The following is a 20661-nucleotide window of genomic DNA, read 5'->3' as shown; positions in this document are numbered from 1 at the left end:
TTAGGGATAGATCTCCGCTTTTTGAGCAATCGAATAAATAGAAGGAATGAGATAGGTTCCCGCTAATATGCCTTCTTGCGGATGATGATCAATCTGATCCAGGTTTTCATCAAAATGACTGGGAAGGGCAATTTTTCGGAAGTAGGGATTTTTAAGGTAGTAGATACCGGAGTAGAGGGTGCAAATCCACCAGCCTCCGGATTGATCTACTAATACATCACTGATGGATTTATTAGGAAGAATAGAATCTATTAAACTTCCATCGGAGCGATAGATTTTTAATCCCTTTCCACTTTCAGCAATCCAGAAATATTGGGAGTTGAAGGCCCCGATTCCGAAGATGCGAGACTGCGTTTTGATGGGAGGCGCCTTGGGCTGATAATAGCATTGATTGTAATAGTAATAGAGGGGGGCTCGTCCTGAGGGCCAAGTCATCCGGTAATGCGGACTCCAGGCCTCTCTGTCTATCAGAACTGAGTCCAAATCGGCATAAGGGAAGAGTTCTCTACTAAGATTGGGCTCTTTTAAGGCAAAGACAAAGGTGTTTTGGTTTGGAGTCAGTTTTGATTTGAGTCCCACCAAATAAAAAGGTAATTGCTCACTTGGGTCAGATTCCAGACCAAAATGTTCAACAAGACCCAAAGAATCCAGGCGATAAAAACCCAGTCCTGAGAAAGCTAGATAGAGGTAGTGATCAGGACTTCTGTAAATACTCAGAATCTTCGGTCGGTTTTCAATCTGAGGAATACTATCATTAAAGGAATAGGGGTGGATGATTTGATCTTGATAATCAAAATAGAAGAGCTTGGAGTTGAGGCTTATGCCCCAAATACTGCCATCATCCTGAGGGAAGAGTCTTAAAATCGAATTTTCGGGTAATCCATCTTCACGGGTAAAAGTCTTGTATTCAATTCCATCATATCGAACCAATCCTCTATCTGTAGAAAACCAAAGCAGTCCATTTTTATCCTGTACTGCATTATAGACCTGAGAGCTGGGAAGGCCCTCGTTTACAGAATAATGACAATAGGGAATATCCTGACTAAGTACAATTAATGGACAGATTAAAACAACTAAAATACTATTCCAATAAAACTTGTACTTAGTTGTAAAAGGAATATTTGCTGGGAACATGCTTAGCTTTACATACTGATATAAAGCTATTTAATGCATTTTAATTGTAAGTGAAGATTGAAAAAATATATCAACAAATTAGTAAGAGCCCCGCGAGAAGCGATTAAATAAATGAATTTCAAAACCAAAGAAAAAGCGGAACCTGAAAAGCCTGTCTGGTTCCGCTTTTCAAATTACTTACGGATAAGCAAGTATAGCCGGCTAATGATGAAACCTACCAATCCATACAGAGTGGTAATCATAGAAACTTTAAGTCCGCCAGCTAACATAGCTGAGGAAACCCCACCCATTTGTTCAATGCCTTTAAAGGCTTCGTATAGCCCAATAAGCTGACCTAAGATTCCCAGGGCAAGAGCAAGCAAACCTGCCTCACGTACTAAATGTCGGGTGTCTTTACCTTGAAAATGTAAAATCATTGCGATGAACATAGCGATTTGGGCCAGGCTGATCAAGCTCATAAAAAGCGGACCACCCATGTAAAAAAACTCTAGCATGATAAATTGTTTTTTATTTGCTTCAAATCACGTTCAAAAGGCCCTTTTCCTGCAAAGTCGAAACCCGAAACTAAAAGGTTAAAACCCGTGCTTCCTTGTATACAGAGGGATTTCGCTGCATATTTACAGCGTGAAAGTACTGAAACAAATTTCATTCTGGTTGATCGCTTTGCTGATCATGACCCTCATTTACCAGAGTCTTTTAGGGAGTTTTTCAGCCGCCTTAATGCTGGCTACATTTCTATTGCCGGGTGCGGCTTTAATGAACTATGGCCTTTTACTATGGAGAAGGTCTCAAAGTAATTGGCGATGGTTACATTTATTCTACCTCTTGCTTTTTTCGCTTTATTTTGAATGGTTGGGAATGGTAGGGGCCTATTGGTTCATATTCGAATTGCAATTTGATCGCCTGCCCAAGGTTCTTGTAAATCCTCTGTTTCTCTGGCTTTATATGCTCTTCTTTACTTTGGTTCAGGATCGACTATTTCGTCCTACCAAAGTGGAAAAGGAAAGAGAGGCTGGTCCGCTGTGGTTTGAATTAATCTCGGATCGAAAGCAAATCAAGATTGATCTGCGCAAATTGCTCTACATCGAAAGCAAGAATGAGCAGTGTACCTTTTTTATGGAGCAAGAACAATTGCAAACCCGTGAGCGTATATCGCAGTTGGAAGAGCGTTTGCCACAGGGCTTTTTAAGGGTGCATCGTTCCTTCATTATTAATCCGGAGCAGGCCCAAAGCATCCATCCCACGGAAGTGAGTATTGGCGGCACCGAAATTCCGGTTTCACGTTCCTATAAAAGTCGGGTGCAAGATTATCTTCAGCAGATCGAGGCTTTGTCGCTTAATGCGGAATAAAAGGCCGATAGTCAATTTTAATATTGCGCTCGGGGGCTGATTGCACAAAATCATCAATCACCTCTTGAATATCCATATCAATAAATTCTGCACGACGGGCATCTAGGGTAACCTCCGCTCCGCTGTGCACCTTTTCCAGGTGGTTGAGGATAATGGCCTTATTGAGGAAGGAGACATCCTTATTCAAGCGAATGAGGATTTTGTTATTCCCTAAGTTCTCATAATGTACGGCACTAAAGAAATTGCTTTTTAGGATGTAGAATACCATCACCACCATACCAATGCCAATGCCAATAAGCAGGTCGGTTAATAAGATAGCTACGATAGTTACAACAAAAGGGATAAATTGATTGAGGCCCTTTTTGTACATGGATTTAACCAGGGAGGGTTTCACCAATTTATAGCCTACCACCAATAGAACAGCTGCCAGAGCTGAGAGGGGAATGAGATTCATGATATCCGCCAGGAAAATAATACTCAGAACAATCCAGACACCGTGAAAAATTGCAGCCAGCTTAGTTTGAGCTCCAGAGCTGATATTTGCTGAGGAGCGAACAATTACGGCGGTAACAGGTAATCCACCTAATAGGCCGCTTAGCATATTGCCTACACCTTGAGCCTGTAATTCGCGGTTAGCAGGAGTAATCCTTTTCTTAGGATCCAGTTTATCGGTCGCTTCAATGCTTAGAAGGGTTTCAATACTGGCTACTAAGGCGATGGTTATCGCAATCATATAAATATCAGGATTGCTAAAATGCGACCAATCCGGAAAGCTAAATTGGGCCCAGAGCCCCCCTAAATCCTCACTGGTAGGGATGCTTACCAAATGCAGGTCTTGCAGGGCCCATTCGGGTTTGTAAGCAGAAAAAAGGCTATTGAGACCTACGCCACTCAGTACAGCTAAAAGGGCAGGGGGAATGATTTTAAAAATGGAGAAGCGTTTAAAGAATTGGCTATCGAAAAGAATGAGCAGGGCAAGTGCAACCAGGCTTATGATCACCGCACCCATAGCTGGGTTCTGGATAGCCATTACAATTTCGGTAAAAGTGTTTTGATCATCGAATTGGATAAAGGTACTATCCCCTTCATAATCTTTATCGTCGCCTAGGGCATGGGGAATTTGCTTGAGGATTAGGATCAGTCCAATAGCCGAAAGCATGCCTTTAATTACGGCCGTAGGGAAGTAGTAACCAATTACTCCGGCCTTAAAGCTGCCCAATAAAAACTGAATGACCCCGGCTATTACTACCGCGAGTAGGAAGGCATTAAAGGTGGGTAAGGAAGTTATGGCATCTAAAACGATAGCCGTTAAACCGGCTGCCGGACCACTCACACTCAATTGAGAACCGGAAATGCTGCCTACCACAATGCCGCCTACTAAACCGGCAATTAAGCCCGATAGAGGTGAGGCGCCAGAGGCCACGGCAATACCCAAACAGAGAGGCACGGCGACCAGGAATACAACGAGGGAGGCTGAGAGGTCTTCTTTGAGAAATTTAAAGGTCATGGTTGGTAATTGAAGCCTCTAAGCTATGAAATTGCAAAATGCCTTGGCGGGGCTAGGGAATTAGTTTTACTTTTGCAGCCCTAATTTATTTAGGAAGACCAAGGTCGCGTAGCTCAGCTGGATAGAGCATCTGCCTTCTAAGCAGACGGTCACAGGTTCGAATCCTGTCGCGATCACCAAAAATCCCTTCCGGTGCAACCGGAGGGGATTTTTGTTTTAAGCTCCATGCGCAAGCTCGCTTGCAAGCCTATGGAGCTTAAAACAAAAAGCCAGGGCGCTAGCCCGTGGATTTTTGGTGAATGACCATTGAGCCTTATCAGGATCAGCTTGCTAATCCTTTTCCCGGCGCAAGCTTGCTTGCAAGCCCAGGGCTAGAAATGAAAAATACAGGGCGAAAGCCCGCGGATTTTTGGTGTATGACTATTAAGCTTAACCAAGATCAGCTTGCTAATCCTTATCCCGGCGCAAGCTTGCTTGCACGCCCAAGGCTAGAAATGAAAAATACAGGGCGACAGCCCGCGGATTTTTGGTGTATGACCATTAAACTTTAGCAGGATCAGCTTGCTAATCCTTATCCCGGCGCAAGCTTGCTTGCACGCCCAAGGCTAGAAATGAAAAAGCCAGGGCGACAGCCCGTGGATTTTTGGTGAATGACCATTGAGCTTTAGCAGGATCAGTTTGCTAATCCTTTTCCCGGCGCAAGCTCGCTTGCAAGCCCAAGGCTAGAAATGAAAAAGCCAGGGCGCTAGCCCGAGGATTTTTGGTGAATGACCATTGAGTCTTATCAGGATCAGCTTGCTAATCCTTCCCGGCGTAAGCTTGCTTGCAAGCCAGGGCTAGAAATGAAAAATACAGGGCGACAGCCCGAGGATTTTTGGTGTATGACCAAAGAACTCAATCAGAATCAACTTATAGGTTCAAGCTTTTCGAGATGGCTTTTCGAGATGGCTTTTCCTTGGGAACTTTAAAAAAACAGAAAAACCCTATAGTCCAATTAGGAATAATTTGGATTAAGAATATATCTTTGTGGAAGCAGTTTCTTTGTTGTATTTACTTAAGATATAAAGACAGAGTAATGTGGTCTGGATTTTTGATCAGATAGCATTATTTAAGATTGAATTATATTTTAAAGTAAAAACTGCTTCGCATGAATTTGAAATTTTACTGGTGTTTTTCTGCCTGATTAAATTTGGGTAGATAATTTTATTATTGAATAGTTTGTTGTGCAAGTTATTTTGATTTAAAGTAGATATAAATACTTATTGTAAAATTTCAAATGCTATTTAATTCCATAGATTTCGCGGTTTTTTTACCAGTAGTGTTCTTGGTCTATTGGTTTTTGACGAATACTAGTCTGAAGCTTCAAAACGCTTTTCTTTTACTGGCGAGCTATGTTTTTTATGGATGGTGGGATTGGAGGTTTCTATCTCTAATAGTATTTAGTTCCCTTGTTGATTTTGCAATTGGTCGAGGCCTAACTCGAGAACTTAGTCCCAAAAAGAGAAAGACACTCCTTTGGTTAAGTGTATTTACAAACCTTGGTCTTTTAGGCTTCTTCAAATACTACAACTTCTTTCTCAGTAATTTTAAAGCAGCATTTACTGTTTTCGGCTATGAAATTGCTGGGGACTCCTTAAATATCATTCTTCCTGTAGGAATTAGTTTTTATACTTTTCAGACATTGAGCTACACAATAGATGTCTATAAGCGAAAATTAGAGCCTACTAAAGATTTAATCGGATTTTTAGCTTTTGTGAGCTTTTTCCCACAATTAGTGGCTGGTCCAATTGAGAGGGCCTCCAATCTTTTACCGCAATTTTATAAACCGAGACATTTTGATTATAAAAAGGCAGTAGATGGCTTACGTCAAATGCTTTGGGGATTATTTAAAAAAATGGTTATTGCGGATAACTGTGCCAATTTCGCTAATCAAACTTTTGGGGGAATTTCAGATTATAATGGAAGTGCACTGGTATTAGGCGCCATATTTTTCACCATTCAAATCTATGCTGACTTTTCAGGTTATTCCGATATAGCAATTGGCACTGCTCGCCTTTTCGGTTTTAACTTGATGAAGAACTTTTCCTATCCGTATTTTTCGAGGAATATACCTGAGGCTTGGCGCAAATGGCATATATCGCTTACAACCTGGTTTAGGGATTACTTATATCTGCCATTAGCCTTGAAGCATAGAAAAAGTACCACAAAGCTGGCCTTTATAACGGTATTACAATTCTTAGTAATTGGCTTTTGGCATGGGGCAAACTGGACATTCATTGTATGGGGCGCTATCCATGCAACCTACATGTTACCATTTGTTCTATTCAGAAAGGAAATGGTTCAGTATACCGGACTGGTAGCAGAAGGCAAGATCATGCCTTCAGTTAAAGAAATGCTTCAGATGATGAAGGTATTTAGTCTTACGGGCTTTTCCATGATTTTCTTCCGGGCAGAAAGTATAAGCCATGCTTGGGCTTATCTCAATGGAATTTTTTCACCTTCCTTATTAGCCATGCCCAATTTAGCAGGAGGAAAGAAAGCGCTTGGAATTATATTAATGGTCATGGTTTTCTTTTTGGTGGAATGGCTCTATCGAAAAGACAAGCATAGCTTGGAAACTTTGGGTTTAAACTGGAAAAGAAGGTATCGGTGGGCATTGTATGGTTTCTTAGGGATTCTCTTATTTTATTTCGGTGGAGCCCGACAGGATTTTATCTATTTTGATTTTTAGTCCGATGCGAACATTTCTTAGCAAAGTATTGCTGTTCTTCCTGGTTCTGGGCTTGTTTATTGGACTAATGTTTTTAGTTAACCGAGTATTCCTCGGAAGTAAATTAGGTCCATTCAAGATTAAATCCGAAAAGCATGTCTTAGTCCTTGGGAATTCACAAATGAATCTGTCTTTTGACGAAACCTATTTACCCGAGTATAAGAATTATGCACATGGAGGCGACCCTTATTTTTATAGCTATATCAAGCTCAAGCAACTCAAGGAACTGAATCCTCAAATCGATACGCTCTTTCTGGGCTTTAACTCCAGAAATATTTCAACCAGTATCGGTGGAAAGTGGTTTTTAAATGAAACTCAACTGAATGATAAGTTAAAGCTTTACTTGCCCCTATTAAATACAGAAGAGTTGCACTATTTATACTCCTTAAGGCCAAAGGAAACTTTAAGGGCCTTTATGTCTCAATCTTTAATTGGGTTTCAGCTTTTATTTGCAGGTAGGGCTACTTACGGTGAAGGATCTGAAAGCAAAACTGTTAACAAGCTAAAAAGTGCGAAAAGGAGATTTGTAGCAGTAGAGCAAATTGAGGTCGGTGATCTGAATTTTGATACTTCAAAACACGAATTGTATTTTTTAAATAAGATCGTAGACTACTGTAAAAGGGAAGGAATTGCATTGATATTCATTAATCCTCCGGTTCATCACTTATTATGGGAATCCGTGGAAGTTCTTCAGCCTGAATTCTATGCTTTCTATTTTAAGCACTACCCAGAAATACCCTTCTACGATTACGGAGATATGAAAATGAAGGATGAGTGTTTTAATGATCTGGTGCATATGTCTGCAGAAGGAGCCGCTCAATTCTCCATGAAGCTGAAGAAAGGTGAACTACTGACCGAAAATCAGAGAGTGGTATCTGTAAAATAGGGGAGGCGGCGGTCATCCAGGAACCTTTTCAAGGATAATGATTAGCCCATTAGGATCAGCTTTTATTTCTTTACAGGCCTAAGCTCGCTTGCCTATCTAATGCGTTTAATCGCAGTTCTTCATCTAAAGCCATGCCGCCTAAAAAGCTAGAAGTTTAACTTAGCAATTGCTAGAAACTCCAAGTATATTAAAGCCCTAAACCTTAATCTTGGATGAGAAAAAGACTTCTAATTGCTTTGGCTCTGGGAATTGTAGGCTTGATTAGTTATTGGGCTTTAAAATGTATCAATTCGGAGAAGTGGTCGTCCAAGATGTTGAGCTAAGGGAAGCTCATTCCCTCGAACAAAGGATTCAAAGTGGCGATATAATTTTCCAAAGCTCAAAGTCAGCTCAAAGCAAAGCCATTCAATTGGCGACCCACTCTCCATACAGTCATATGGGGATAATTTATGAGAAGCAAGGCCAGTATTTCGTTTATGAGGCGGTACAGCCGGTACGCCTAACACCCCTTAAAAAATGGATCGCTCGAGGTAAAGAGGGGCATTATGTAATAAAGCGTTTGAAAAACGCAGACCAGGTTCTAGATTCAATCACCTTGAAGAAAATGAGGCGAATAGGAGAGCAATATATGGGCAAGCCCTATGATATATACTTTGAATGGTCTGACGATAAAATGTATTGCTCTGAATTGGTATGGAAAATTTACCAGCAGGCAACTGGAATTGAAATCGGGGCTTTAGAAAGGCTTGCGGACTTTGACCTTAGTCATGATCAGGTTAAAGCTAAATTGAAAGAGCGATACGGGGATCAGATTCCATTGGATGAAAAGGTGATTTCTCCTGCTGCCATGTTTAATTCGGATAAGCTAATGAATGTGGATAGTGTTATAATTCTAAATTAATGGCCATTACTATTTTTAAACGTTCCACTAGGGAAGAAAAATTCTGGAAATGGGTGATTCGCCATAAAAATGAATTGGAGGATTTTATCCGATCCGACTTTAAGGATTACGGGATCTACAATCAATTAAGTGCAAAGGCTAGAGAATATCATCCCATGCTTTACCCTGAAATGACTATTGGTGAAAATGGGGAAACTGTCTTGATCTTAAGTGCAGATGGTCAGAAAGAGGGGCTTAGGCCAGTGGAAGTTATTTTTGAAGCTAAGCCAGTTATTGATAATTGGATAGTCCATAAGTTTCGACAAGCTAAAGATGAGATTAGCCTAAATTTTGAGGATACCGAATTCCCAAGTAGTCATATTCTAGTGATCCCAGAGATCGACTCTACCCATCAAAAGGTGAATGCCGCAGTCTATATCAAGAATTTGAATTCAAATTTAATCGGCAGTCAGGCATTATTCTTTCTTTACCTCGATCATATATTGGGAGAGTATAATGTGATTTCATTTGTTGGCACGCTGGAATTTCTTGATTGGAATATAGATCAAACTCCAGAGGAGGGTATATCATTATTGGAATTAAGGTATTTAATTGAAAAGGATTTAATTTCAGGCATTTAGATTTCTGCCTTCCCAATGATTAAACTAGAAGAACAGATTGGAGATTTCTGTTTTTTTACCAAGCCTACCGAAATTAAGAGGATGTATTACCTGCTCATTTCTAAATAGATTAGAGGAAAATAAAAAGCACTATACTACCATGCCTAATGCTGTGTTTTTCATTTTCAATGCTAGCTCAGAAAGGGCCTGCTGTTCTTATTGATAGCCTCAATTATATAGAGGTTCGAAATGGGCCAGGGATGTAATTTCACAGCATAGACACCTTGTATAAGGATGCCATTTTCTACTACCAATTAGAGGATGAGTCAGATTGGGCATGCTTGAGTCCCTGGAAGGGAAGTCAAATGGAAGGATTTATTCCGAGAAGTAGTATTCAGGACTTAAGTGCTCTTCACAGTGATTCCCTAAGAGGACTCATAATGGGAGTTCTGGACAAGCAGAGAGTTTTAGCGGATAGTTTGAACCTTACTTTGAAAGGTCGAGACTCTTTAAGTTCAGGATCAATTGCCGTAGTGTTGAATCAATATACGGATAGGAAGTACAATCCCATTCTTCAATTAATTCCTGATTATTTCTGTGCTAGCAAAGATCTTCAGCTTATTGATAAACTCATCGCTAGCATCTGGGCTAATCGAGGATCAGTAAATGAAGAGCCTTTATACTCATTGGGAGCTTGTCTTATTTGTCAGCCCGAATTACTCATGAGGAGTCTTGATAAAATCACCAATACAGAACAAAAGGAAACAATCCTCAAGCAAATTGAATGGGCCTTGCTCAATCATTTTGAAGTGAATGAAAGTGGAAATTCAGATAATCTTAATTTCAAGGCTTTAATGGATAGGCTTAATGCCGATAGAAAGCAGCCAACTTATTAAGCTAGGGTGCTTGTTCTTTGAAGAAACCACATAAATATGGGACTACTCAGTTTTTTTAAAAGCAACAAGGAAGATCTGGATTGGGATACAATTCGGTCTACTGAAGGGGTTTATCCCCCTAATTCTATTACTATTCTAATGACGGAGACTGAAACCGGCAAGCCGGCAACGGGTTGGCTGGATTTAGCTTATAAAGATTACCCTTATAAAAAGTATTGTCCCTACAATCTTCAGTTTAGCGTGGAAATAGATGATTCAGGCTCTGAAGAATTAGATATGGGAACTATTGAGGATTACTTTAAGGATCTTCTTAAAAAAGAATGCGTGGTTCATGTAGTGGCAAGAGTCGCTACTGATTTTGGGATGATCATGGATATGTATATTGATAATCCCGAATTTGCCCAGGCTACCTTAATGGATTTAAATGAAAAGGAAGACAAATGGATCGAGTTCGGCTGCGGCTTTAAATACGATCCTAAGTGGAAGGAGTATAGGAGGATTGCAAGCTTGGTGGGGTGAATAAGTCTATTTAGGATCAGGTTGCAAATTCATTCCGAGTATTTTGATGAAGGACTAGCTAAAGGGATTTTCTGATAAAAAAATGGAGAATTTTCCCCTTGCAACTGATATGGAAGGTCTTTAGGTTTGAGAAATCCTTGAATTTCTTGTTTCGACTATTATGTAAATATCAATTCTCCTTACCCGGAATTTGAATTTGAAAACCTCTGGTAGATGATTGAATTCAGATCTTAAGGATTTACCGAAAACCCTTTATGTGCATCTCAAGGCCTTTGAGATGCATATCAGAAAGTCAGTTGAAGGATATGCCTATTGAGGTTGCGGGATCGTGAGATGGTTTAAGTTGTTCTGTTAATTGGATACAATATGCTTGTTACCTGTTTAAAGTGGATATGAATTGGGGATGGGGATAACGATTAAAGCTTTTTAATGCCAAGGAAGGTTCTTAATTTAAGAGAGCTACTAAGTCTTAAACCTGAAGAAAAAGACCAGCCGCTTCGACTCGTACACAAATTTAGCACGAGAGACCCGGTAGAAATAATAATAGCGGATTATACGGACTTAGCTGTTCGGGTGTCCGGAGAGTATTTTGGAGATATCTGCTTCTATGGTTGTAATCTGAATTATGCAGACTTTAAAGACCTTCACATTGAAGGTGAATTAGTTTTTGATCAAAATACTTCAATTAGTTTGAGGTTGACGTTTTTTAGATGTAACATTAAACTAGGTTTAACTATATTTTCCTTTGGTGATGATCATAAGTCTTCAGTTGATTTAAAATGTTTTGATACGAAATTCGGTTCCAATTTCAAGTTGATAGGAGTGGTCTTTGATGGGGGGCAAATCGCCCGATGTGATTTTTCAGGACCTTTTGAATTGATTTCAGTAAAAATAAGAGGTGTTTTAAAAATTCATGGTTGTAATTTTAATGAACCTTCTGTTGTATTTAATTCCGCAATTGAGGGAGTGTTTTCAGTAACTGAGACTGTATTCTGCCATAACTTACTACTTCGCGGCAGTTCATTTAATGAACATGTAAGTATCATAGAGGTTAGATTTTTAAAAGGGTTTGACCTGTATTCATCAATATTTAATAATGGATTGGCATTTTTAGAGAATGATTTGTCTTTTTCTGTAAACTACAGTTCTGAAAATAAGTTGTTTGCTAGTAATGTAGATTATGATTATAGTATTTCAACAGTGCAATTTCAAGAAACATTTAGAGTAATAAAGAAGCTTTCCTTAGAAAATGGCGATCCTTATGAAGCAAGTAAGTATGGACAATTTGAAGCGAGAGCAAAGCAAAATGCTACTTGGGTAAAGTTTAAGGGAGGTGATTGGGCAAAATGGAGAATTAAATTAAGGACTTTGCAGGATTATTTGATTTTGGGCTTAAACAGCATTAGTAATCGTCATAAAACATCTTGGCTTCGAGCAGTTGTTTTTACTTTAGTTGTGGTTGTGGTTTTCTTCGTGCTAATTCTTATTTCTGGACAGTTTGAAGGACGGTGGCTGACCGGTGATGAATATACAATGTTGTTTATCGGATTATTAAATCCGCTGCATAAGCTGGATTTGTATGATGGATTATCAAGCTTTGTATTTGAGACCAATGCCTTCGTATATATACTTGACTTCTTTGCTCGATTATTCGTAGGCTACGGCTACTACCAGTTTGTACAGGCTTTCAGGAGGTTTAAGTAGTCACTATAACTTCGATGTACCTGTGGTGATAGTTGTTCAATCTAAATAGTTTTATACCAAACTTGGGATTTATTATACAGCTCAACTAGTTTTGTAAACTATTCCGCGGTTTTGATTAACAATGGCTGGATTCTGTTAACCAAATCGCCTGTTTTGTTAACTTCTCTATAATATTGCTGTTAATATGGACCAATTTCACCAAGGGTACTTTATCAATGAAGGAACCTATCATTACTTCAAACCCTCTGAAATTGATAGGAGATGGGAAATGAAGGATACAAATTTAGCCAATCTATTAGCTGAAGCTTCAAATCTTGTAGGTAAGCTCGATATGTTTTCAAAGTTTGTCCCAAATATCGATTTATTCATTAGGCTACATGTAGTTAAGGAAGCTACAAAATCAAGTAAAATTGAAGGCACCAACACAGACCTGCCTGAAGCAGTCCAATCACAGAATCAGATTCGGGATGAAAGAAGGGATGATTGGCGGGAAGTGCAAAATTATGTTGAGGCCATGAATTTAGCAATTGAGCACTTGAAAAAACTCCCAATCTCCAGCAGATTAATAAAGATTGCACATAAAAGTATTTTACAAGGGGTGAGGGGTGCAAGAAAAGAACCGGGAGAGTTTCGTAGAAGTCAGAATTGGATAGGGGGGATGGGAATTAGCTCTGCGTCATTTGTGCCTCCTCCGCATATTGAAATAGCAGGCTTAATGGGTGATTTAGAAAAATTTGCAAATAGTGATGAAACTAATTTACACCCTCTTGTCAAAGTAGCATTAATCCATTATCAATTTGAAACAATACACCCTTTTTTAGATGGGAACGGTAGAGTAGGGCGGCTGTTAATCACTTTATATCTAGTTCAACAGAAGGTGTTGGAAAAACCGCTATTGTATTTATCAGACTTTTTCGAAAGGCACAAGCTAGAATATTATGAAAAACTAATGCTGGTAAGGAAGTCTGGTGACTTGCAGGCTTGGATTACATTTTTTTTAGCAGGAATCATAGAAACTGCTAAAACATCAATTGGCACCTTAGAGGGAATTCTGAATTTGAATAGAACAGTCAGTGAAAAAATTAACACTCTACGAGGAAGGGCCGAAAATGCACAAAAAGTTGTAGAATATTTGTATGTCAAGCCAATTGTAGAAGTTTCTGAGGTAACTGAGATCATCGGATTGTCAAGACCGGCTTCTTATAAGCTTGTTGATAGCCTTGAGAGAATTGGTATATTGAAAAAATGGGGTGATTCAAAGCCGCAGAAGTATGTTTTTGATGATTATCTTTCTTTATTTATGACTGAATAGTCGTCCGTTTGAACAAACTAAAAAGTCAATAGGGTATGTTTTAATCCCAGTTAATCGTACTGTTAATAATAAGTGACTGACCGAACCTTTTTCAATTTTAAACTACTGTTTTACAGTAAAATGCAAGTGAAGAACTGTCTGCTTTGTGCTTTCTAAGCAGACGGTCACAGGTTCGAATTCTGTTACGAGCGCATAAATCCCTTCCAGTGTAATCAGAAGGGATTTTTTATTTATAACTACGTGCACGCTCGATTGTAACTTGAAGGGTACACCATGTGCTGATTATTCGTCTTTGTTGTCTATACTATGACCTGATTGCTCTAGTATAATCTATATTAAATAGTAGTAAGAAATGAAAGTATGTTATTTGCTATGCTGCAGAACCACAGATTTATCGCTTCAAATCCAATTAGATGAAAAGAAAATCTTAATCCATCAATCCACCATAGCCCTTCTTCCCCTCCTCAGTTAAATAAGGATAAACCATTTCAAAAAGCAAGCGATGGTAATGCTTCACTACCGCCTGATCTTTGCCTTTAAAGAGGATGGAGGCATTGATCCAATTGTCGCCTAGGATATTCATGCGTTCATAGAGGCCCAGGTATTCACCTTCAAATTCTTCGGGGCGCATGAGGCCTTGTTGGATCATATGGCTAAAGAGCTGCATATATTGTTGCTTGCGCAATCCTTGCAGACCCAAATAATGTTTCTTTAATTCGGGGTCAGCGTCCAGCACCGCATAAAGATCCTTGGTGATGAAGCGATAGTCGTAAAGGGTTTTCATCGATACCCAGGAGCTCTCATAAATTAGGGGTAGGAGGGCCTGGTCCTGGACAATCTTTTCCATTTCACGGTCCATATGCGCTACCAAATCGAAGTAAAGGGCCGCTATTAATTCGCCTTTGGTTTTGAAATGGTAGTTCAAATTACCCTGACTAATCTCCAGAGCTACCGCAATCTTGCGTAGAGTAACTTCTTTAAGGCCTTCAGAATTAAATAGTTCTAAAGCTTTAGCTAAAATGCGCTCTTTTGTCTTCATGAAATATTAGTACACTTGACCTAATTTAGTAAATTTGACCTAAAATTACGATTCCAATGGAAATAGCCATTATCGGTGGAGGCATAAGCGGATTAAGCATGTCCTTGGCCTTAGCAAAGCTAGGCATACAGTCGACTGTTTACGAAAGGGCAGAGGATTTATCAGAAGTTGGAGCCGGTCTTTGGTTGCAGCCCAATGCCTTGCGGGTATTGCAGAGGTTGGGAATAGAAGATGAGATTCTGAAGGCGGGATTTGTGCTCAACAAAATGGAAATCGCCTATCCCAATTTAAAAGCGGTAAAAGAGGTGGACTCCAATGTGGTGGCCGATCGTTTTGGCAATCAAACTGTGGCCATTCACCGCGCCAGATTGCAAGCCATACTTTTAGAGAAAGTAAAAGCAGTGGCTAAGGTGGAACTGGGCATGCCTTATCTCAGCCATAAACAGCAAGGCGATCAGATTGAAATTCAGTTTGAGAATGCCAAGCGCAAAGCCGATTGGATTATTGGCGCGGACGGCATCAAATCCAAGCTTCGTCAAAGTTTAGGCTTTGCCTCCGAATACCGCCAAAGTCATCAGATTTGTGCCCGAGGCATTGCTCATATTCGCCTACCCGAAGCATTGCGAAAGGAAGGCAAAGAGCTTTGGGGGCCTAAAAGGCGCTTTGGCTTTTCCCATATATCCGAAGATCAGGTTTACTTCTTCGCCGTGCTTAATACTGAAATTTCACCGGCGGAAATTAGTATCGACAGCCTCCAAGAAATGTATGCAGATTTTGATCCTGTGGTCAATCAAATTATCCGCGCAACCGACTTTGTACATAGCACAGAACTAGCCGATTTAAAACGTTTGGATAGCTGGCATAAAGATCGGGCTTGCTTAATAGGTGATGCTGCCCATGCCACTACTCCTAATATGGGGCAGGGGGCTTGTCAGGGAATTGAGGATGCCTATTACCTGGCTCAACTTATCCATAAGAGAAGCCCAAACTTGAGGGCAGCATTTCAGGAATTTGAGGCCCAACGCCGAGCCAAAGTGGATTATGTGGTTAATAATTCCTGGCGCTTCGGGCAATTGGTGCATAAACCCTGGGGGCAGTTTCTTTTAAAATCTATAATGAAGATTACTCCGGAGAATGTAGTGAAAGGGCAGATGGAAAAGCTGTATGCAGTGGATTAAAGAAGCCGAATACAAATTAGGGATTGGTGAAATTCAAGGTAAAGGTATATTTAGACTTCAATTGTTAAGCTAAATAAACCTTAATGAAATCTGTAGTTCTTCCTTTGATTCTGCTTTTAAGCAGCCTAAACCTTCAGGCTCAATACACTCCTATTGAGGCTGAGAATCTAAATTTGGAAAATTATTCCAGTCGTGAGATACGGAACTATCTCTTGCACACGGAAATTAAAGATTCTGATATCTATCTATTGGCCAGAAGCTCAAGGAGAAGTAAAACCTGGTCTATCGTAGACTATTCTATCGCGGGTGTATTATTATTAGGAGGTATTGCCGCAATAGTTGAGTACAATCAGTATAAGCCTGAAGATAGCGATGGATTTCATGATGCTATTAATCATGCAAGTACTCCCTTAAGAGCCGGGATTAATTTTGCTTTAGGAGGAGTAGGAGTGCTATTAGGATATCAGGCTGGCAGGCGCTCCAAAAGGGAGCTCAAAGAGGCGATTGCTTTATACCAGTTGAAATCGAACTAAGTAGGCTTGATCAAATTTAAGGATTGATTTAGGCTAGATCTTCGAAGTGAAAAATCTCCTCTTCATTTTCCAACATATAGGTCAAACAGCAATCATATTCAGTGTACAGATCCTAGCTTAAATAGTTTATAGGATGTTTGTGATGTTCATTGCTACTCATAAATCCTACCTTGCTGACTGGAGCAATTATAGTCAAGTTGAAAAATCATAAGGGTCCTTTGATTTTAATCGATTCTTTAAAAAATGGAAGGAGCCTTGCCTTTTATGCGCTCATTTTATTCTTGATATGTTCTACTCAGCTAAAAGCTCAATGGACTGTCAATCATCTATTTTCAGAAACCATTGATCGTCAATTTAATTCCGGTAGTGAAAGTATTCGGCTCAGCCTATTAAATGGGGATAGTTTGGTCTGTTACGGGAAATCTGTATCAAGATTTAGTAATCCCTCTACATCTCGTGGGTATTGGTCAATTTTGGATTCTGAAAGCGGGGATAGCATAGCGCTCAACAGTTTACCCTTGCTCTTTCCTAGTACCGCTTCCTATAGTCTTGAACCTATTTTCTTTAGCAAGGAAGATAAACTGCTTTATTTGGAGCAGAAGGCTTGGGAAATCGGTAGCCCCGATCTATATGCCTTTGCTGTATTTGACATGGATCAAGAACAAATCCTTTGGCAAAGCTCCAACCAGCTTAGGCCTTTCGCTGATTCATTCGAGGAAAATGGTCAGCTTTTACAATGGTTTTGGAAAGCAGGAGCAAGTGCATTTGATAGTTTGTATTGCATAAGCCTGAACACAGGAAAGACAATAAGACAAATAGAGCTAAATAGCTTGTTAAATATGGATCAGATTGGTCATCCTTATATTCAAATCCTGAATGCTGAGACTTATATGGATACCACCTATTGTACTTTTCTGGTTCTCGACTCCTTAACAGAGGACCGGTATTATTACCATATTCTGGCAAATAGCGATGACCTAAATCAGATTAGTCAATTCAAGTTTCGTTTTTCAGCGGAGAGCAGTGCCAATATATATGTGGCGCATGCTGAAGGAAGGTCAGATTGGCTTGTTCAGGATCGAATTATTAAAGTGTATAGTCCAACTGAAGCTTTGCGGAAACTAGATGTTTTTGATGCTAGCCTGACAAGAATTGGAGCTATTGAGTTTAAAAGTGAATACTTTTTAAATCCATCTGGTGATACCTTATTACCGGGAATCGAAGTGGCACATTCCGAAAATCACTTTCTTCTTTCCAAGAGTACAATCTATCGATCGGATATTGACCATAAGCTCTACGAAGGCTTTGAAATAAATCTATATAATAACCATTTAGTTCTGCATTATCGAGCAAAAATAGCAGCCTCATCTTACGGGAATAAATCTTTCTTAAACCCCATCTTAGCTGAGGATGGGACTGTTTACTTTACTTGTGCTAGATCATCGAGTCCTGGTTATTACTCCGTAAATCAAATAGATAGAAATGGAAATCATCCCTGGTTGAAACTAGATGATAGTCCTTGCGATATTCCATCGGCACAAACTGTTTATTTGTACCCAAACCCCACAGAGGGAAGCTTCAAATTGGGAGGTTTTGAATCGGTAGATTGCAATTATCAATTAGATCTTGTCGATTTCTCAGGGCGTATAATTGAGCATAATCTGAAAAGAGCTGCTACTGGAGCTTTTCAGCTGGGGTCTGAGCTGCATGGTATGTATACTATTATCATTCGTTTTGGAGATGGCCGCCAGATTAGCAAGAATCTTTTTCTCAACTGATCTCTCCCTCAAAGTCCTCATACCATTTAAAATGCTTTTCGATAATCTCCTCTTTGTGTTCCCGTATATAGTCGAGATAGGCCTGGGCCACAGGGGATAACCGCTTGCTTTTAAGCCAAATCAAACGCCAGTCGGTCTTAAGGGGTAAGCCACGCCGTGGAACAATATGTATCGACTGGTTCAATAATTCGTTCTTAATCCCGATTAAGGGTACGATGGAATTTCCCAAACCCGCCACCACCGCTTGCTTTACCGCCTCATTAGAGGTGAGCTCCAGTTTCTTGCGATCCTTGCTGCCATGCTGTTGAAAATAGCGCTCCATTTCCTGGCGGGTTGCTGATCCTTCTTCCCGAAATATCAAAGGCTTCTTTTTAGGATTTCCCTTGCCATCGCTTACCAGAAAGAGCTTGTTTTCCACCAGTTTTTCTTCCTCTACCTCCAGATCTTTGGGAATTACCGAAACTATAGCAAAGTCAATTTCATTTTGCTTTAAGCTTTCTAGCACCCGACTTTTATTAGTTACGTCCAATACCAAATTAATGCCAGGCGCAGTTTGAAGGAATTCGCTCAGGAAAAAGGGAATCACATATTTACCGGTGGAGGCGGAGGAGATTTTAAGCTTCCCTGATAGTAGACCTTTAAACTCTAAGGTTTTGAACCTGAGGTTTTCCAGTTCTAAAAATGCTTTTTCTGCAATCTCCGCAATCTCATAACCAAATTCGGTGATATGCAGTTTCCTACCAATCAATTCAGTAAGCGGAACTTCAAATTGATCCTGGAAATTTTTCAGCTGAATCGACACTGCAGGTTGGGTCATATAAAGCTCTTCTGCAGCCTTAGTAATGCTCTCGGTCTCAACAATTTTGAGGTATACCCGAATCTGATTCAAAGTATAGTTCATAAAATGCTTTTATGATTGACATTCGAAATATAAATAAAAACTTATGATATATCCATTCTAGTTTTGTCCCGTCACAAAAGCACAAGAAATGACTGCCATACTTCTCACTGCCATTCTGCTAAGCCCAATCCTAAACCTTGGAATTGGGTTTTTTTATGCGCCTAAAAATCCGAAGCTCCCCAATAGCCTCACTATTCGATCTTCAATCTTGGGATTAAGCATGGCCAGCCTGGCCCTGGTTTGGGTCTATGTCCAAGGGCCAATGGAGTCGGCTCTATTCGGTTTTGCCGACTTAGGTTTCTCCATCCGAGTGGATCGTCTCAATAGCCTGCTGCTTTTCATGATTAACCTGATCGCCTTTATCGTATTTCGCTACAGTCGTAATTATATGGATGGCGATTCCCGCGAAGGAGCCTTTAGCGCCAAATTAGCGCTTACGGTTGCTTTGATTCAGTTCTTCGTCTTATCCGGAAACCTACTCTTGCTAGCTCTGTCTTGGACGGGAACCAGCATGGCCCTGCAAAGGCTCTTACTCTTTTACGGTCATCGCGAAAGAGCCCGCTTAGCCGCCCGCAAGAAATTTGTGGTAGCCCGCATTGCCGATATCTTGCTCATCAGTGCTTTGGCCCTGATTTACTCCGAATTTCATACCGCCCAATTGTCGGCGATCTTTAGTCAATTGGAAGCCGGAGCCTGGTCTGCTCAATTAAATGCCGCGGCCATCCTTATGGTTCTGGCTGCCGCGCTTAAGGCGGTGCAAATACCCTTTCACAGCTGGCTCCTCGAAGTTATGGAAACCCCAACCCCGGTTTCAGCACTCTTACACGCCGGTTTGATCAATGCCGGTCCTTACCTGATCATTCGCTTTTCGCCCTTAATTAGTGGAACCGAAGCGGCTAGTCTTCTGCTCTTAAGCATTGGCGCCTTAAGTGCTTTGTACGGAACGGCGGTGGCACCAACTCAGCCTGCCATTAAAACATCATTGGCTTATTCAACCATCGGGCATATGGGTTTCAGCCTTATGCTTTCCGGCCTAGGATTGTATTCCGCAGCACTTTTACACCTGATGGCTCATTCCTTCTACAAGGCCCACTCATTCCTAAGTTCGGGTAGCCAGATCGATCGTTATCGCAATGATCAATGGCTAAACCAGAAGGCCGAAGTCTCCCTGAACAGGGTCTTAATGGCCATGATACTGGCCTTAGTCATATTTGGTGGGGTGCTGACTCTGCGAGGTGGCTTTGAGGGAATGAGCTTAGGTTTGCTCATTGTTGCAGCCATTATCGCAGTGGGTACTTCGGTGCTGCTCTCCAAGAGTTTTGAAGAAGGAATTGAACTCAGAGCGCGCTTTATTCTGGTATTACGGGCTATGCTGGTGGTGCTAAGCTTCTTTATACTGGAAGATATCATTCACCTAGCTCTGAGGCCCGAAATTGCCCAGAGTCCAGAGCTTAGTACCGTACAAATCTTCCTCAGCATAGGAGTATTACTGGCCTTTACCATCTTGGCTCTGGGCACTTATTTCTTGCCCAAACGGTTCCGAACCTCCAGCAGGTTCAGAGCGATGGAAATTCACCTTCGCAATGGTTTTTATCTGAGCGTTCTCACCGATCGCCTCTTTGGTTCATTGAAACGAGCAAATAGCTAATCGCTT

The 20661-nt window shown here is 40.5% G+C and carries 18 protein-coding genes and 1 tRNA gene; 14 read left to right on the top strand and 5 right to left on the bottom strand.

Annotated elements, in window-relative coordinates; translation table 11 throughout:
- Complete coding sequence (locus tag H4K34_RS01860) at positions 1-1134, bottom strand: ligand-binding sensor domain-containing protein (protein ID WP_210759139.1); 1134 nt, start codon at positions 1132-1134, stop codon at positions 1-3.
- Positions 1135-1307: 173 nt separating this feature from the next.
- Positions 1308-1628, bottom strand: coding sequence for a MotA/TolQ/ExbB proton channel family protein (locus H4K34_RS01855; protein ID WP_210759138.1), 321 nt, complete (start codon positions 1626-1628; stop codon positions 1308-1310).
- A gap of 130 nt (positions 1629-1758) precedes the next feature.
- Here H4K34_RS01855 and H4K34_RS01850 point away from each other — a divergent pair, with 130 nt between their 5' ends.
- Positions 1759-2484 (top strand): LytR/AlgR family response regulator transcription factor, encoded by a 726-nt coding sequence (locus H4K34_RS01850; protein WP_210759137.1) that lies wholly within the window; start codon positions 1759-1761, stop codon positions 2482-2484.
- Here H4K34_RS01850 and H4K34_RS01845 read toward each other — a convergent pair.
- The gene (locus tag H4K34_RS01845) at positions 2471-3991 is read right to left on the bottom strand and encodes a SulP family inorganic anion transporter (RefSeq protein WP_210759136.1); all 1521 of its coding nucleotides are present in this window, start codon (positions 3989-3991) and stop codon (positions 2471-2473) included. The two genes, H4K34_RS01850 and H4K34_RS01845, sit on opposite strands and share 14 nt — an antisense overlap.
- A 102-nt stretch (positions 3992-4093) precedes the next feature.
- On the opposite strand from H4K34_RS01845, the gene H4K34_RS01840 reads away from it, so the two are divergent.
- From H4K34_RS01840 to H4K34_RS01800, 9 genes are all read left to right on the top strand, one after another.
- Positions 4094-4170, top strand: a tRNA-Arg gene (locus H4K34_RS01840).
- Positions 4171-5672: 1502 nt separating this feature from the next.
- The gene (locus tag H4K34_RS01835) at positions 5673-6722 is read left to right on the top strand and encodes an MBOAT family O-acyltransferase (RefSeq protein WP_322107636.1); all 1050 of its coding nucleotides are present in this window, start codon (positions 5673-5675) and stop codon (positions 6720-6722) included.
- A 4-nt stretch (positions 6723-6726) separates the two neighbouring features.
- Positions 6727-7647, top strand: coding sequence for a hypothetical protein (locus H4K34_RS01830; RefSeq protein WP_210759134.1), 921 nt, complete (start codon positions 6727-6729; stop codon positions 7645-7647).
- A gap of 280 nt (positions 7648-7927) precedes the next feature.
- Positions 7928-8548: a YiiX family permuted papain-like enzyme gene (locus tag H4K34_RS01825; protein ID WP_210759133.1), complete on the top strand. Its 621-nt coding sequence runs from the start codon at positions 7928-7930 to the stop codon at positions 8546-8548.
- A complete protein-coding gene (locus tag H4K34_RS01820; protein ID WP_210759132.1) occupies positions 8548-9168 on the top strand; it encodes a hypothetical protein in 621 nt (206 codons plus the stop codon). Before H4K34_RS01825 ends, H4K34_RS01820 begins: the two co-directional genes overlap by 1 nt.
- Positions 9169-9488: 320 nt before the next feature.
- Positions 9489-10043 (top strand): hypothetical protein, encoded by a 555-nt coding sequence (locus H4K34_RS01815; RefSeq protein WP_210759131.1) that lies wholly within the window; start codon positions 9489-9491, stop codon positions 10041-10043.
- Positions 10044-10079: 36 nt separating this feature from the next.
- Positions 10080-10562, top strand: coding sequence for a DUF695 domain-containing protein (locus H4K34_RS01810; RefSeq protein WP_210759130.1), 483 nt, complete (start codon positions 10080-10082; stop codon positions 10560-10562).
- A gap of 429 nt (positions 10563-10991) precedes the next feature.
- Positions 10992-12266, top strand: coding sequence for a hypothetical protein (locus H4K34_RS01805; RefSeq protein ID WP_210759129.1), 1275 nt, complete (start codon positions 10992-10994; stop codon positions 12264-12266).
- 184 nt (positions 12267-12450) lie between these two features.
- On the top strand, positions 12451-13578 hold the full coding sequence (locus tag H4K34_RS01800; protein ID WP_210759128.1) for a Fic family protein: 1128 nt from the start codon (positions 12451-12453) through the stop codon (positions 13576-13578).
- A 427-nt stretch (positions 13579-14005) separates the two neighbouring features.
- Here the strand turns inward: H4K34_RS01800 and H4K34_RS01795 are convergent, their stop codons facing one another.
- Positions 14006-14617, bottom strand: a complete 612-nt coding sequence (locus H4K34_RS01795) for a TetR/AcrR family transcriptional regulator (RefSeq protein WP_210759127.1) — start codon at positions 14615-14617, stop codon at positions 14006-14008.
- A 56-nt stretch (positions 14618-14673) separates the two neighbouring features.
- On the opposite strand from H4K34_RS01795, the gene H4K34_RS01790 reads away from it, so the two are divergent.
- The 3 genes from H4K34_RS01790 to H4K34_RS01780 all read left to right on the top strand — a co-directional run bounded on the left by H4K34_RS01790 (position 14674) and on the right by H4K34_RS01780 (position 18106).
- Positions 14674-15795 carry an FAD-dependent monooxygenase gene (locus tag H4K34_RS01790; protein WP_210759126.1) on the top strand — a complete coding sequence of 374 codons (1122 nt, stop codon included), beginning with the start codon at positions 14674-14676 and terminating at the stop codon, positions 15793-15795.
- An 83-nt stretch (positions 15796-15878) separates the two neighbouring features.
- Entirely contained in the window at positions 15879-16328 is a 450-nt protein-coding gene (locus H4K34_RS01785) for a hypothetical protein (RefSeq protein WP_210759125.1), read from the top strand.
- A gap of 473 nt (positions 16329-16801) precedes the next feature.
- A complete protein-coding gene (locus H4K34_RS01780; RefSeq protein ID WP_210759124.1) occupies positions 16802-18106 on the top strand; it encodes a T9SS type A sorting domain-containing protein in 1305 nt (434 codons plus the stop codon).
- On the opposite strand, the gene H4K34_RS01775 is transcribed toward H4K34_RS01780, so the two are convergent.
- Complete coding sequence (locus H4K34_RS01775; protein ID WP_210759123.1) at positions 18099-19007, bottom strand: LysR family transcriptional regulator; 909 nt, start codon at positions 19005-19007, stop codon at positions 18099-18101. The genes H4K34_RS01780 and H4K34_RS01775 overlap by 8 nt on opposite strands.
- Before the next feature lie 88 nt (positions 19008-19095).
- Between H4K34_RS01775 and H4K34_RS01770 the strand changes: the two genes are divergently transcribed.
- On the top strand, positions 19096-20655 hold the full coding sequence (locus H4K34_RS01770) for a proton-conducting transporter transmembrane domain-containing protein (RefSeq protein WP_210759122.1): 1560 nt from the start codon (positions 19096-19098) through the stop codon (positions 20653-20655).
- Positions 20656-20661: the final 6 nt, after the last annotated feature.

Source organism: Croceimicrobium hydrocarbonivorans (genome assembly GCF_014524565.1).
GTDB classification, from domain to species: domain Bacteria; phylum Bacteroidota; class Bacteroidia; order Flavobacteriales; family Schleiferiaceae; genus Croceimicrobium; species Croceimicrobium hydrocarbonivorans.
The sequence above is the reverse complement of the archived record's forward strand: the minus strand, read 5'-3'. Positions and strand labels throughout refer to the sequence as shown.

What these genes read in the sequence shown, in the direction of transcription:
- H4K34_RS01860 (WP_210759139.1), bottom strand. Translation starts at nt 1,134, where the DNA reads ATGTTCCCAGCAAATATTCCTTTTACAACTAAGTACAAGTTTTATTGG.
- H4K34_RS01855 (WP_210759138.1), bottom strand. Translation starts at nt 1,628, where the DNA reads ATGCTAGAGTTTTTTTACATGGGTGGTCCGCTTTTTATGAGCTTGATC.
- H4K34_RS01845 (WP_210759136.1), bottom strand. Translation starts at nt 3,991, where the DNA reads ATGACCTTTAAATTTCTCAAAGAAGACCTCTCAGCCTCCCTCGTTGTA.
- H4K34_RS01830 (WP_210759134.1), top strand. Translation starts at nt 6,727, where the DNA reads ATGCGAACATTTCTTAGCAAAGTATTGCTGTTCTTCCTGGTTCTGGGC.
- H4K34_RS01825 (WP_210759133.1), top strand. Translation starts at nt 7,928, where the DNA reads ATGTATCAATTCGGAGAAGTGGTCGTCCAAGATGTTGAGCTAAGGGAA.
- H4K34_RS01820 (WP_210759132.1), top strand. Translation starts at nt 8,548, where the DNA reads ATGGCCATTACTATTTTTAAACGTTCCACTAGGGAAGAAAAATTCTGG.
- H4K34_RS01810 (WP_210759130.1), top strand. Translation starts at nt 10,080, where the DNA reads ATGGGACTACTCAGTTTTTTTAAAAGCAACAAGGAAGATCTGGATTGG.
- H4K34_RS01805 (WP_210759129.1), top strand. Translation starts at nt 10,992, where the DNA reads ATGCCAAGGAAGGTTCTTAATTTAAGAGAGCTACTAAGTCTTAAACCT.
- H4K34_RS01800 (WP_210759128.1), top strand. Translation starts at nt 12,451, where the DNA reads ATGGACCAATTTCACCAAGGGTACTTTATCAATGAAGGAACCTATCAT.
- H4K34_RS01795 (WP_210759127.1), bottom strand. Translation starts at nt 14,617, where the DNA reads ATGAAGACAAAAGAGCGCATTTTAGCTAAAGCTTTAGAACTATTTAAT.
- H4K34_RS01790 (WP_210759126.1), top strand. Translation starts at nt 14,674, where the DNA reads ATGGAAATAGCCATTATCGGTGGAGGCATAAGCGGATTAAGCATGTCC.
- H4K34_RS01785 (WP_210759125.1), top strand. Translation starts at nt 15,879, where the DNA reads ATGAAATCTGTAGTTCTTCCTTTGATTCTGCTTTTAAGCAGCCTAAAC.
- H4K34_RS01775 (WP_210759123.1), bottom strand. Translation starts at nt 19,007, where the DNA reads ATGAACTATACTTTGAATCAGATTCGGGTATACCTCAAAATTGTTGAG.
- H4K34_RS01770 (WP_210759122.1), top strand. Translation starts at nt 19,096, where the DNA reads ATGACTGCCATACTTCTCACTGCCATTCTGCTAAGCCCAATCCTAAAC.